Source organism: Litorivivens sp. (assembly GCF_041625495.1).
Classification (GTDB): Bacteria; Pseudomonadota; Gammaproteobacteria; order Pseudomonadales; family Spongiibacteraceae; genus Litorivivens.
On the sequence record NZ_JBFJTH010000121.1, the window covers coordinates 1 to 11686 of the forward strand.

General features: G+C 53.5%; 15 protein-coding genes and 1 pseudogene. 14 read left to right on the forward strand and 2 right to left on the reverse strand.

Annotation, left to right across the window (positions count from 1 at the left end; genetic code table 11):
* Positions 1-13 precede the first annotated feature (13 nt).
* From ABYP39_RS13410 to ABYP39_RS13420, 3 genes and pseudogenes are all read left to right on the forward strand, one after another.
* Positions 14-145 carry a cation transporter dimerization domain-containing protein gene (locus tag ABYP39_RS13410; RefSeq protein WP_372783011.1) on the forward strand — a complete coding sequence of 44 codons (132 nt, stop codon included), beginning with the start codon at positions 14-16 and terminating at the stop codon, positions 143-145.
* Positions 146-168: 23 nt separating this feature from the next.
* Positions 169-348 (forward strand): annotated as a pseudogene (locus ABYP39_RS13415) (BCCT family transporter); the annotation flags it as partial.
* Between the two features lie 168 nt (positions 349-516).
* The gene (locus tag ABYP39_RS13420) at positions 517-1824 is read left to right on the forward strand and encodes a DUF2254 domain-containing protein (RefSeq protein ID WP_372765283.1); all 1308 of its coding nucleotides are present in this window, start codon (positions 517-519) and stop codon (positions 1822-1824) included.
* 84 nt (positions 1825-1908) lie between these two features.
* On the opposite strand, the gene ABYP39_RS13425 is transcribed toward ABYP39_RS13420, so the two are convergent.
* Positions 1909-2460, reverse strand: a complete 552-nt coding sequence (locus ABYP39_RS13425; protein ID WP_372750444.1) for a GXWXG domain-containing protein — start codon at positions 2458-2460, stop codon at positions 1909-1911.
* A gap of 368 nt (positions 2461-2828) precedes the next feature.
* Between ABYP39_RS13425 and ABYP39_RS13430 the strand changes: the two genes are divergently transcribed.
* The 8 genes from ABYP39_RS13430 (at position 2829) to ABYP39_RS13465 (ending at position 6926) form a co-directional block, all read left to right on the forward strand.
* Positions 2829-3197 (forward strand): MmcQ/YjbR family DNA-binding protein, encoded by a 369-nt coding sequence (locus ABYP39_RS13430; RefSeq protein ID WP_372783013.1) that lies wholly within the window; start codon positions 2829-2831, stop codon positions 3195-3197.
* Positions 3198-3325: 128 nt separating this feature from the next.
* On the forward strand, positions 3326-3763 hold the full coding sequence (locus ABYP39_RS13435; RefSeq protein WP_372782999.1) for a DUF2834 domain-containing protein: 438 nt from the start codon (positions 3326-3328) through the stop codon (positions 3761-3763).
* Between the two features lie 16 nt (positions 3764-3779).
* The gene (locus tag ABYP39_RS13440; protein WP_372760040.1) at positions 3780-4193 is read left to right on the forward strand and encodes a GFA family protein; all 414 of its coding nucleotides are present in this window, start codon (positions 3780-3782) and stop codon (positions 4191-4193) included.
* Positions 4194-4431: 238 nt separating this feature from the next.
* Positions 4432-4683: a GlsB/YeaQ/YmgE family stress response membrane protein gene (locus tag ABYP39_RS13445; protein WP_372783001.1), complete on the forward strand. Its 252-nt coding sequence runs from the start codon at positions 4432-4434 to the stop codon at positions 4681-4683.
* Between the two features lie 104 nt (positions 4684-4787).
* Positions 4788-5249 (forward strand): GNAT family N-acetyltransferase, encoded by a 462-nt coding sequence (locus tag ABYP39_RS13450; RefSeq protein WP_372760036.1) that lies wholly within the window; start codon positions 4788-4790, stop codon positions 5247-5249.
* Positions 5250-5253: 4 nt separating this feature from the next.
* A complete protein-coding gene (locus tag ABYP39_RS13455) occupies positions 5254-5604 on the forward strand; it encodes a tRNA-binding protein (protein ID WP_372783003.1) in 351 nt (116 codons plus the stop codon).
* Positions 5601-6029: an NUDIX hydrolase gene (locus ABYP39_RS13460; protein WP_372783005.1), complete on the forward strand. Its 429-nt coding sequence runs from the start codon at positions 5601-5603 to the stop codon at positions 6027-6029. Before ABYP39_RS13455 ends, ABYP39_RS13460 begins: the two co-directional genes overlap by 4 nt.
* Positions 6030-6149: 120 nt before the next feature.
* The gene (locus tag ABYP39_RS13465) at positions 6150-6926 is read left to right on the forward strand and encodes a hypothetical protein (RefSeq protein WP_372760730.1); all 777 of its coding nucleotides are present in this window, start codon (positions 6150-6152) and stop codon (positions 6924-6926) included.
* Between the two features lie 35 nt (positions 6927-6961).
* Here ABYP39_RS13465 and ABYP39_RS13470 read toward each other — a convergent pair whose 3' ends face one another.
* Positions 6962-7984: a hypothetical protein gene (locus tag ABYP39_RS13470; RefSeq protein WP_372783007.1), complete on the reverse strand. Its 1023-nt coding sequence runs from the start codon at positions 7982-7984 to the stop codon at positions 6962-6964.
* Positions 7985-8204: 220 nt separating this feature from the next.
* Between ABYP39_RS13470 and ABYP39_RS13475 the strand changes: the two genes are divergently transcribed.
* The 3 genes from ABYP39_RS13475 to ABYP39_RS13485 form a co-directional block, all read left to right on the forward strand.
* Positions 8205-9749 (forward strand): aldehyde dehydrogenase family protein, encoded by a 1545-nt coding sequence (locus tag ABYP39_RS13475; RefSeq protein ID WP_372748823.1) that lies wholly within the window; start codon positions 8205-8207, stop codon positions 9747-9749.
* 154 nt (positions 9750-9903) lie between these two features.
* Entirely contained in the window at positions 9904-10536 is a 633-nt protein-coding gene (locus tag ABYP39_RS13480) for a phosphoadenosine phosphosulfate reductase family protein (RefSeq protein ID WP_372748824.1), read from the forward strand.
* Positions 10537-10680: 144 nt separating this feature from the next.
* Positions 10681-11686, forward strand: a 1006-nt coding sequence (locus ABYP39_RS13485) for an efflux RND transporter periplasmic adaptor subunit (RefSeq protein ID WP_372783009.1), incomplete at its 3' end; no start/stop codon positions are given.

Below are 11686 nucleotides of genomic sequence, written 5' to 3' on the forward strand. Positions count from 1 at the left end.
CGCTGTAGACCTTGTGATTGCGGTCAATGCCACGCTGACGACCGAAGCAGCTCACGACATTGCAGACCGGGTAGAGGACCAGCTTGCAGAGCAGTTCAACGTTTATGACATCAATATTCATATTGAGCCATTCAGTGCAGATTAGGGTAGAGCGCTGATCATCCAGACCGCCGTATGTTTTGGGCGACAATGTAGGGGCTAGCTGACGGGGCTACGCTCTATGACGGTGGTAAGCAGGCATTGGAGGCGTTGCAAGCGGGTGCGATTTCTGCGGGATTGCCGTTTACCGTACTGTTGCTGGTGATGTGCGTGAGCCTGTATAACGGTAAGTGTCAGGCGACCGCCTAGAGAGGCTGTCTGCGTCGCTTTGGAGGTCTGCTTGTCGGCCGGCGGTGCGCACTGCCACTAACGGCTTGTCTCGAAAGGTAATCCGTGGGACTAATATGGCACGGCGCTGTGCATTGCAGTGTGCATTGTCATTGCCGGAAGCTGTTCGCTGATCACAGGGGAGTTTACATGGCCGCCATTTTGTCTGGAGATCGCCTGCGCTTTCTTCTCGGCCGGTTTAAAGACCGGCTTTGGGTTAAACCACTCGTTGTTTGCCTGTTATCCATCGTTGCGGCGTTTATTGCCAAGCTTGTTGATGGCACCACGCTGGCTCAGCATGTACCGGAGATTGCGGCCGAATCGGTTGAAACACTCTTGTCCATAATGGCTGGCAGTATGCTGGTGATTGCCACCTTCTCGGTGGCATCGATGGTGTCTGCCTATGCTTCAGCAGCCAGTACTGCAACCCCGCGGTCTTTCACCCTGGTTGTCGGCGACGACGCCTCGCAAAATGCTCTGTCGACTTTTGTGGGCGCCTTTATTTTCAGTGTGGTGGCGTTGGTCGCCGTAAAGAACAATTACTTTGAGGCGGCGGGTCTCTTTATCCTTTTTGTGCTGACGGTGTGCGTTTTTGGCATGGTCATCTTCACCTTTGTGCGCTGGGTTGATCGCATTGCCCGCCTTGGGCGGATGGGGTCGACAATAGAAAAGGTTGAAAAGGCCGCAACAGCCGCACTTAAACGGCGTCGCAACGCGCCAACACTGCGCGGCGTAAAATTAACGAGCGAGCCGCATGGACGTACAGTGGTTGCCACCAGTGTGGGCTATGTTCAGCATATCGATATTGCCGCTATTCAGGCCTGGGCAGAAGAAAACGATGTTCGGGTTATTGTGGCGGCGTTGCCTGGTACGTTCGCTGCGCCCGGTCGAGCGCTAGCCTATATAAGCAACCTTTCTCGGGAGCAGGGGCTGGAGCAGAAACAGGAAGACTTTGACGATACACGCGTAGTGCGCTCCTTTCATATTGGTCCTGATCGCCTGTTTGATGACGATCCACGCTTTGGTCTGGTGGTGCTTTCTGAGATCGCCGGTCGCGCGCTATCACCAGCAGTAAATGATCCCGGTACCGCTATTGGAGTGATCGGTACTTTGCTGAGATTGCTTGTGCTGTGGGGAGAGCCTGCGGTGGAGCAAGACGAGCAGGCGCCGTCCTATGATCGCGTTGAAGTGCCCGAGATTTCTGTACGCGATATGTTTGACGATGCGTTTACAGCGATTGCCCGCGATGGCGCGGGCATGGTCGAGGTGGCGGTACGGCTGCAGAAGGCACTACATGCACTGGCGTTGGTGGGTGACCCGGCTTTGCGAGCTGCTGCCGAGTACCATGGGCGTCTGGCGCTCAAACGAGCAAAAGCGGCGTTGGCGATGGAGGAAGATTATACAGCGGTGCGGGACGTGGCGATGTTTTCAGAAACCGGGTCTCAGCGCAATTACTAAATTTATCTGCCGGCAGAATATGTAGAACCCAAAACGTTGGCGGTATGGTCGATTTTACAATGTGCTGTTTCGTTAGCTTTTCTGCTAGAGCTCTTTTGCACGGCGCAACAAGAAAAAGAACGGCGTGCTATCACCCTTGCGCTCCATAGCGCCGAGCAGGGTGTCTGAATCCAGCCAGACAAACGCGTCTCTGATAGGCAGCCCATCGTAAATCATGGTAGCGGTTGTTCTATTGAGGTATCGGGTAACCCGTAAGCGCGCTTGTGCGCGAGTGGTCATAAAGACCGGCATCAACAAGCGGAACAGGTTGGCGATAAGTGGAGATGCAATAATCGCCCGAGGTAGGCTTAAGCCGAAGAATACTCTTCTTGGCGCGAGTCGCAATGTGCCAAAGAGAGTGGCTTCGAAGACTAGCGGGTGTACGTCGTCCAGCGAATAAAAATGCTTGCCGCGCCAGCCATACCGTTTGAGGATGCCATCCATCTTGTGCCCGGTCGGAAATTCTTCACCCACCCAGCATCCGATCATCTCCTCCGGTTCAACTTCCGGAAGCGATTCAAAGAGCGCGATCGCCTCCGAAAGAGACATCGCTTTCTGTTGGGTTTTTCGTGCGGGTTCGGAGTAGGATGTCGTCATGTGTTCGTTCCTGGTCGGCCATGCTTGTTATGCCGCTTTGACTGGAATCTGCATACTCTGGCTGCAATGTACATGAGTATCGCCCTTAATACTCTGGTAGGCCAGCATTGTACTTCTACGGGCTTCTGTGTAGCCTTTTGAAAGGTTCAGGTAGATAGGTTTTAGTTGGGTGTTCTATGCTGACAGCCGCCCTCACTCCGGCCCTTTCGAATCGTCGCGCCGCCTAGAGGGAGAGGGGCAGCGTGGGGGATAACTGACGCAGGGCTTGACACCACATAGCGATTTTTGAATCACTCGATTGCCACTCGACGTTATGATGAGATTTTTTGCTTGCTCTCTGGATACGACTCAGCCGGACGCCGACGATTGTGGACTACGAAAAATTTAATACATTCTGCGCTGCTTTGCCGATGACAACCCATGTTGTTCAGTGGGGCGGTTCAGACGTTTGGAAAGTTGGCGGTAAGGTTTTTGCTATTGGTGGTTGGCAGAAAAATGAATCGCCCGCCTATACTTTCAAAACGTCCGAACTTAATTTTGAGGTATTGGGCAATCAGCCCGGATATCGCCCGGCGCCGTATCTGGCTTCACGAGGAATGAAGTGGATACAGGTCTACGATGTTTCTCTGGCGGAAGAAGATCAGCTCGAATACTACCTGTGTGAGTCGTATCGTATTGTTTCACTTGGGTTGACCAAAAGATTGCAAAAGGAGCTTGGGCTGAATCAGGTACCCTGAAGAGCTCTCGTCGCGTTTTTCTCGGCGACGCCGATTGGCCTGGCTCACCGAACGAGCATATAAAAACGCACAGGCTGCCCAGATCTTCGCAACGATTCAGACCTTTAATTCTGTGCAGGAGAAAACAGGTGACACGTAAAACTCAAATACTCATTGTGCTGTACACAAGTATAGCGCTGCTTGCGCTCGTGTTTAGCTGGTACCACGCTGTTGCTTATCTTGGTGATGGCTTCGCACAGGCTAACATGGCGTTTTGGCAAGACGCGTTGCTTAATGCCAATCCGGCCGGAAAGTTTCTGACAGTGGATATTCTCTATCTGGCGCTGGCCTGTAACCTTTGGATGTATGTAGAAGGCCGCCGCATTGGGGTGAAATACATCACCGGCTATGTGTTAGCAGGTGCAGTGATAGCCATCAGTTTCGCCTTTCCATTGTTTCTGGCCATGCGTGAGATCAAGCTTTCTGAGACAACAGCGTTGCCGCAGGCGTCTTTGAAGTACCACGATATACTCGTATTACTATTATTGGCCGCAGTCACATTGTCTGCGGGTGTTATTGTTATGTGATTTGAGGGAGCGAATTATGACTGAAAAACAATCGCTAAAAGCGAGCTGTTTGTGTGGCGCGGTTACTTTACATGCAAAAAACGCTAAATCCGAGTTTGATGCCTGCCACTGTAGCATGTGTGCAAAATGGGGTGGTGGACCCTTTCTGGGGGTAGAGTGCGGTTCGGAAGTGACGGTGGACGGGGAGATAAGTGTATTTGCTTCATCGGACTGGGCAGAGCGCGCTTTCTGCGGGCGCTGCGGTACACATTTATACTATCGGCTCAAGGCTCACAATGCTTACGTATTACCGATGGGCTTATTTGACCAGCGGCCTACGCTTGCGTTTGAAAAACAGATTTTTATTGACGAGAAGCCGGACGAATACAGCTTTGCCGAAAAGACACCTACCTTAACGGGACAGGAAGTCTTCAAGCTATACAGTGAGTGATGAGTTTGGTTGCCGAAGCATCAGAGGGCAGGCGCGAGAACGTAAATAATTCACTATACACGCTGTGTGCGCCAGATAATTCACAGTTCTCAAATGTTTTGGTAATTCACCACTTCAGTCACTAAGTGATCTCTATACACTGTTAGTTGTGTGTGACTGCTCGCCAGCGAGCGTTGCTGTCATGAGTAAACGATAACCTCTTTCTATCATTCGTTTTCTAGCATAGGGAGCTGTGTTTATGGATATCACGGGTTTGATTGTTTTCCTGCTTATTGGTGCGCTGGCCGGTTGGCTTGCAGGCAAGCTTATGTCCGGTGGCGGTTTTGGCGTGCTGGGCAATATTGTGGTCGGCATTGTCGGGGCGGTTATTGGCGGGCATGTATTTTCACTGGTTGGGATAGCAGCCGGGGGCTTGCTCGGTTCTATTGCTACTGCCACTGTTGGTGCTGTGATTTTGCTGTTTATTGTGCGGTTGATTAAACGGGTATAGGCCAAGCCGATACAAAGCATTATAAAATACGCGCAACGGGCAGCCGCCGTATCTCCTCGGTAAAGTGCGGCTCGTAAAAAGGGTTACTCAGTTAACGGAATAAAATGGAAATCGTGAATCTGCGGGACGAGCCGCATTATCTGCCGCAGTTGGCGCAATGGCATCATGCGCAGTGGCACTTTCTCAATCCTGGACAGAGCCTGTCTGACCGAATTGCGAAGATGCAGGCTTATCTCGCTGGCACATTATTGCCGAGTACTCTGGTGGGTAAAGTAAACGGTGAACTGGTGGGGTCTGCCTCATTGGTGAGCTGTGATATGGATACTCATTCGGAGCTTTCCCCGTGGCTGGCCAGTGTGTATGTGGATAAACCCTGGCGCTGTCGAGGCGTCGGCGGTGAACTCGTGGAGGCCGTTATGGCATTGGCTCACGCTGGCGGCTACTCAGAGATGTACCTGTTTACCGATGAGCAAAGCCGCTTTTACGAAAAGCTGGGATGGAGAGTCTGGACGCAGGAGGTTTACCGGGATACGCCAGTCACTATAATGCATGCCACGCTTTGCTAAGAGGATGCAGCGGATTGTGGATACTGTTGCGTGGGATGATTTTCAGAAGGTCGCGCTATGCGTTGGGACAATTATTGATGCGCAGGAATTTCCGCAGGCCAGACGTCCAGCCTATATTCTGAAGGTGGATTTTGGGTCGGACATCGGGATTCGAAAGTCCAGCGCGCAGATAACGGATCTCTATAGCCTCGACGCGTTGGTTGGCAAGCAGGTGGTGGCGGTTGTCAATTTTCCGCCCAAGCAGGTTGGCCCCATCATGTCCGAGTGCCTGGTTACCGGGTTTCACCGAGACGACGGGGCTGTGGTACTGGCAGTGCCCGACAAGCCGGTGCCTAATGGTAGTAGGCTGGCGTGACGGGCAGTGATTACCAGTCATTCGACGGCGCGAAGCTGGCGCTGTTCTGTGGTGATTCGATTCTAGTTTACAAGCGTGACCAGCGCGAGGATATTCCGTACCCGGGACTGCTCGATTTACCCGGTGGCGGTCGTGAAGGCTCTGAATCGCCACAGAGCTGCGTTCTGCGTGAACTGAATGAGGAATTCTCATTGGTTCTGTCTCCAGAGCAACTTTCTAAGGGGCAGCTCTATACCATCGAGTTTAATGGATTGCAGGGTTACTTCTTTACGGCGAACCTTGCGCCTGCCGAGCAGACAAAGATCCGGCTGGGCGAGGAGGGGCAGTACTGGCAGTTTATGCCAGTGACAGACTTTATCAGGCGCGCCGATGCCATTTCGCACTTGCAGAAAATGGTTGAGGCGTATTGGCTGCGGCAGCAATAAATATCGGCTGGCTAAGGAATAATCGGCGCTGGGAGCTGCTATAGTGCGGTTTTTAAAGTGGCCGCGCCGGCATGCATACCGTTGGCTGGTTGGGTTCACGTTTTCGTTTGAGAGCATGTTATGTCGCAACAACTGCTATACGGCTTTTCCAGTATTGCCATCACCTTCGTTCTGTTTGCCTTGATCATCGGCTGCAACGAGGCTGGCTTTCGTATTGGCCGCTTTGTGCAGCGTCAAACCAATGATGAAGTTAAAACCTTAACCGGTGCCATTCAGGGAAGTATTCTCGGTCTGTTGGCGCTCATGCTGGGTTTTACCTTCAGTATGTCCATGCAGCGCTATGACGCACGCAATCAGGCCCTGATTCATGAGGCTAATGCCATTGGCACCGTGATGTTGCGGGTTCAACTGTTGCCAGAACAATTTCACGCAGAAGTTTCCAGCATGCTGGATGATTATGTTGACCTGCGTATTGCGGCTAGCCAAATAGACCTGACGCAGTTGGAAAAGCGCCGTGAGTTTAACCAGCGCATCTCGGACTTACAAAATGCTATCTGGGCAGTAGCGGTAGAGGCGGCCCAGATATCGCCGAGCCCGGTGACCTCGGGGGCATTTATAACGGCTCTGAACGATATGATTGATCGGCAGGGAGAGCGCAATGCCTTTTTGCAGATGCAGGTGCCCGAGGTTGTATTGCTATTATTGTTTGTTGTGTTCCTGTCGTCGGGGGGCATTCTGGGTTATTCCAGCGGCCTGGGCGGCAAGCGTGTGATGGCGCCTACCGTCGTGGTCTCGTTTCTGATTTCATTGATTGTTTTTATCATTATCGATCTGGACAGACCTCGGCGCGGATTAATTCAAGTGGATCAGAGCAGCCTTGTAATGCTGCAAAAGTAGTTTGCTCCACTGAGACATACTCGTCCGAATAGCTGTCAGGGCTGCAATATTCGATAAGAATCAAAATGATGAATCGCAATGCCCTGATAGCTGGAATAGCTTTTTAATTCACTTTCTACGCTGTGTAACACGTCGTCCATATAGTCGCTGCCCTCTTCGCAGAAGGTGATCCATGTGGGCTCGATGCAGAGTGTTTCCACGCCGACCACCACCGGCTTGCCTTGCCTGTCGGCGTAGGTCAACTCGTTGCTGGCATCGTTGATAATTCTTTCAGCGGTATCGCGATAGTCCATTAGTCCTACGCCGTCGGTCGCGTCGATGACCAGCTCGTGTAAGGTGCGCGCCCGGCCGTTGCGAAAGATGCCGTGTTCGTCGAACCAGATGGGAATGTCGGCATACAGTGGCAGGCCTATTCGATGGGTTCGCGAGCGCGCGCTTTCCAGCAGATCAATGAAGCTTGCGATCAGTTCCGGGCGTTCGGTTTCCCACTCGGTCAGCAGGTAGGGCTCAACATCCAAGTGAATGGCTGCAACTGTTAGCTCCGGGTAACGCGCTGCAAAATCAGCTACTCGATCGATAATGCTGGCTACCTGATGATGATTTTCAGGCAGGGCCCAATCGGGTTGACCGAACAGCAGTTCGACGACAATACCGCGTTGTTGGCTGATAGTGAAGAAGGCCGCCAGTGCGTCTTGGTCATAGCGCAGGGCCTCGGAGGCCTCAAGATAGAACCGGTTTAGCGATTTTTCGGCGGCAAACGCAAACAGTTGGTTGCGGGCGTCGGAATCTAACACCACCTTTGAGCCCCAAACCCAAATCGCCCGAGTGCGACTGCTGCTCTCGGAATTGTCAGTGTTGCGTGGTGGTGTGTCCTCGGTTCTCGTGGCTGGTGTGCGATTCTCCGATGGCGGCACGGCGCGGCAATCGGTTGCGCAGTCATCGGCAGGTGCCGGGGATGTGCTGCCGGGTGAGTTGCAGGCGCTGAGCAGTGCGCTGATGATCAGTGTGGCAAGGGCATTACGCTGCAATGAGAGGCTACGAAAAACGAGGTAAGGCATGAAGGCGGTCCGTGCTACTGCGAGTATTCATTATTGTGGGGGCAGTTGACCACAACTCGGGCAGCGGTGAAATAGGGATGGACCCTCATGTCACCTCACGGCGACGGGCGGCCGCATTTATCACTATTACCTTAACGGAATGACACTTTACCCGTCTTGGGCTCGGAGTATACTCGGAGGCTAATAACTATTAGTCGCACTGACAGGAAGGGAGAGCCCTATGTCCATTTATCAACCGATTGAGAAGGCTGGCGAGAACCGCCGGGTATATCAGCTGACCAGCCCGGTCACCATGGAACCCATTGGTGAGCTCGTCTGCGCCAATACCGACGATGTTAAGGCCGCTGTGGCCAAGGCGCGTGAGGCTCAGAAAGCGTGGGGTGAGCTGGCTGTTGAAGAGCGGGCCAAAACCATCAAAAAAGCGGTACAGATCATTCTGAAGCGTCAGGACGAAATCTGTGAAACCGTGATTCGTGAAACGGGCAAGGTGCCGGCAGATGCCCTGAGCATGGAGATATTCTCCGTGGTTGACGCCATGACCTACTACGCCAAGCACGCGAAAAAATTTCTCGCCACGGAAAAACGTAAAGTGCCGGGTATTGTGGGCCTGGCGAAGAAGATGAAGATTGTTTACAAGCCGCTGGGTGTGGTGGGCGTGATTGTGCCCTGGAACGGCCCTTTCGTACTGGCGGCGAACCCGGCGGCGCAAGCGCTGCTGGCGGGTAATGCTGTAGTTCTCAAAGGCTCAGAAGTTACGCCGTATTCTACCAAGCTTCTGGAAGATATTTACCGCGAGGCAGGTTTGCCGGACGGGCTGCTGCAGGTATTGATGGGTGACGGTCAGACCGGCGCAGATCTGGTGGAATCTGGAGTGGACAAGATTTCCTTCACCGGCAGTGTGAATACCGGCCGCAAGGTTGCCGAATCCTGTGCCCGTCAGCTGATTCCGGTGACACTGGAGCTGGGCGGCAAAGACGCCATGATTGTCTGCGCCGACGCTAATCTGGAGCGAGCGGCCGACGGCGCGCTGGCCGGCTCGTGCATGAACACCGGGCACTACTGCTGTGGTACCGAGCGTATTTACGTGGTTGAAAGCGTCTATGACCAATTTGTGGCCAAGGTGGTGGAAAAAGCCAAGGCTTTGAAGCAGGGGCCTGAGCATGGCGGCGACGAGGATGTGGGCGCGGTTTTCTGGGACAAGCAGATGACGATTATCGAAAGCCACGTGGAGGACGCGCGCGCCAAAGGGGCGAAGATTTTGGTGGGTGGCAGCCGCAATACGGCACAAAAGGGGCTGTATTACCTGCCAACGGTGATGACAGATGTAACTCACGACATGGATATCATGCGTGACGAAACGTTTGGCCCGATTGTGTGTATTCAGAAAGTGCGCGACGAAAATGAGGCCCTGCGCCTGGCCAATGAAAGCGAGTTTGGCCTGAACGGCAACGTGTGGACTGCGGATCTGGATAAAGGCTTTAATCTGGCGCGTCGCATCGATACTGGTGGTGTCAGTGTGAACGATATGGCCATGACATACGGCGTACCCGCCGCGCCGTTTGGTGGCCGCAAGCACAGCGGTGTGGGCCAGGTGAACAGCATCACCGGATTGCGCGGATACTGCTTTGCTCAGCCAATTCTGATCGATAAAGGCAAAGGTAAATTGCAGAGCGGTTACCCTTACAGTAGCCAGAATGTGGAAGGTATGAAGAAGTTCATGAACATTCTGTGGGCTAAAACGCCATTGGGCCGCTGGCTGGCCTGAACCGCGACAGCCCTCCCCACACGGGGAGGGCTGCACTGTTATAAGCATATCGCAAAATGTTATAACTAACTGTTTTTACTGAGCTTTTTCTTCTAATCCCCAGTTTCCTGTGCTATCGTTGCCACCCTGTTGAAATTCCCTATGAGTGGCACGCGTGAAAGACCTAGACATTGCCAAAATCAGCGCTGAGCTTGCGGAGCAATCCCCGCAGGACATCATCCGTTGGGCCCTGTCACTGGGCGAGCCGGTGATGTCCAGCACCAGCTTCTCTCAGAATGCGGCTGTTATGCTGCATCTGATCACTTCGGTGGACCGCAGTGTGCCGGTAGTTTGGGTGGACAGTGGCTACAACGTACCCGATGCCTACCGGGTGGCCGAACGCCTGATGAAAGATCTCAAGCCGAATATGCAGATCTATATTCCGGAAATGACAGCGGAGCGTCGCAACGCGATTATGGGCGGTATTCCTCACCCGGACGATACGCCCGAGCTGTTCAAGGAGTTCACTCGTCAGGTCAAGCTGGAGCCCTTTAACCGCGCGATTGATGCGATCAAGCCAAAAATCTGGATTACGGGTATTCGCAAGGAAGAGACCGACTTTCGCAAGGGGCTGGATATTCTCTCTTGGGATGCACGTGGTTTGTTGAAAGTGGCGCCTATTTTCCACTGGACTCAAGACGACGTGCAGCAGTATATGGAAGAGCACAGCCTACCCAGCTGCAAGCACTATTTCGATCCGACCAAAGTTGCCGAAAACGCTGAGTGTGGTCTGCACACCGCAGCTTGAATCGCTGTGTGTTCAGACACCTCGGGTTACATTCCCCTCCGGGCCGAGCAAAAAAGCGGCAATTCTTACCGCTTAGTAATCAACACTGTTTGATAGCCATACTTCACGTAGAATCAGCGACTTGCCTCTGAGGAATTATCGCTGATGCGACACGCCAAACCCTACCTGTTGCTGACCGCTTTTCTGTTTCTGGCTGCGTGTGAAAAAAGCGTGCCCGTTGTCCAGAAAGTGGAGCCTGAGCGAGAACTTGCGGTCACGAGCATAGTGCTTGAACCCCGCGATTGGCAGTTGGCATTCCCCGCCTATGGACACTTTGAAACCACCGAAGAAATCACGATCAGCGTCGACTTTTCCGGCACGGTCTCGAAGGTCTCCTTTCGCGAGGGCCAGAATGTCAGTGCTGGCGATTTGCTGATTGAGCTGGATGAGCAGAAGCAACAGCTACGAGTACGCCAGTCGAAAGCGAGCCTGCTCAGTGCGCGCGCGGAGCTTGAAAAATCCCGTGAGACTTATTTTCGCTATAGGGACCTGATGGGGCGGGGCGCGTTATCAAGGGAGCAGCTGAAAGATAGCGAGTCAAATTACGAGCGTTCGAAAGCTCGGGTAGAGGAGGCCGAGGCCAGTCTGGCATTGGCGGAAAAGGACTTACGGGAAACGCGCATAATCAGTCCCGTTGATGGTGTGGTCGTGGAAAAACGGGTTGAGCCGGGCCAGACGGTGCTGGCAGGCAATCCGCTGGCTGTGCTGCAGGTCGCCGATACCTTGCGGGTTGTTACCTTTGTCAGTGAGCGCGAGGTTAATCAGTTGCGTTTGGGCGATGAAGCGACGGTTGCAACGCCGGCGGTACCCGGTCGCGAGTTTCCAGCGCGGGTAGAGCTGGTGAGTTCGGAGGCAGACCCCAGCACCGGCAATTTCACGGTCAAGCTCACGGTAAATAACCGGGATCGGCTGCTGCGACCGGGCATGTCGGCACTGGTCAATATGAAAGGCGTTGTCCGCTCCGATACGTTAGTGCTGAGTAAAGGTCATCTTGTGGATCGCAATCGTCGGCGCGTGGTGTTTATCTACGAAGCGGGGCGGGTGCGGGAAGTCGAGCCCACCTTTGCAGCGAGCGCGGGTGATGAGCTGCCGGTGCTGGCCGGCCTCAATC

Bases quoted from the DNA above. Each gene is read 5' to 3' on its own strand.
- ABYP39_RS13420 (WP_372765283.1), top strand. From the start codon at position 517: ATGGCCGCCATTTTGTCTGGAGATCGCCTGCGCTTTCTTCTCGGCCGG.
- ABYP39_RS13425 (WP_372750444.1), bottom strand. From the start codon at position 2,460: ATGACGACATCCTACTCCGAACCCGCACGAAAAACCCAACAGAAAGCG.
- ABYP39_RS13440 (WP_372760040.1), top strand. From the start codon at position 3,780: ATGACTGAAAAACAATCGCTAAAAGCGAGCTGTTTGTGTGGCGCGGTT.
- ABYP39_RS13445 (WP_372783001.1), top strand. From the start codon at position 4,432: ATGGATATCACGGGTTTGATTGTTTTCCTGCTTATTGGTGCGCTGGCC.
- ABYP39_RS13450 (WP_372760036.1), top strand. From the start codon at position 4,788: ATGGAAATCGTGAATCTGCGGGACGAGCCGCATTATCTGCCGCAGTTG.
- ABYP39_RS13455 (WP_372783003.1), top strand. From the start codon at position 5,254: ATGCAGCGGATTGTGGATACTGTTGCGTGGGATGATTTTCAGAAGGTC.
- ABYP39_RS13465 (WP_372760730.1), top strand. From the start codon at position 6,150: ATGTCGCAACAACTGCTATACGGCTTTTCCAGTATTGCCATCACCTTC.
- ABYP39_RS13470 (WP_372783007.1), bottom strand. From the start codon at position 7,984: ATGCCTTACCTCGTTTTTCGTAGCCTCTCATTGCAGCGTAATGCCCTT.
- ABYP39_RS13475 (WP_372748823.1), top strand. From the start codon at position 8,205: ATGTCCATTTATCAACCGATTGAGAAGGCTGGCGAGAACCGCCGGGTA.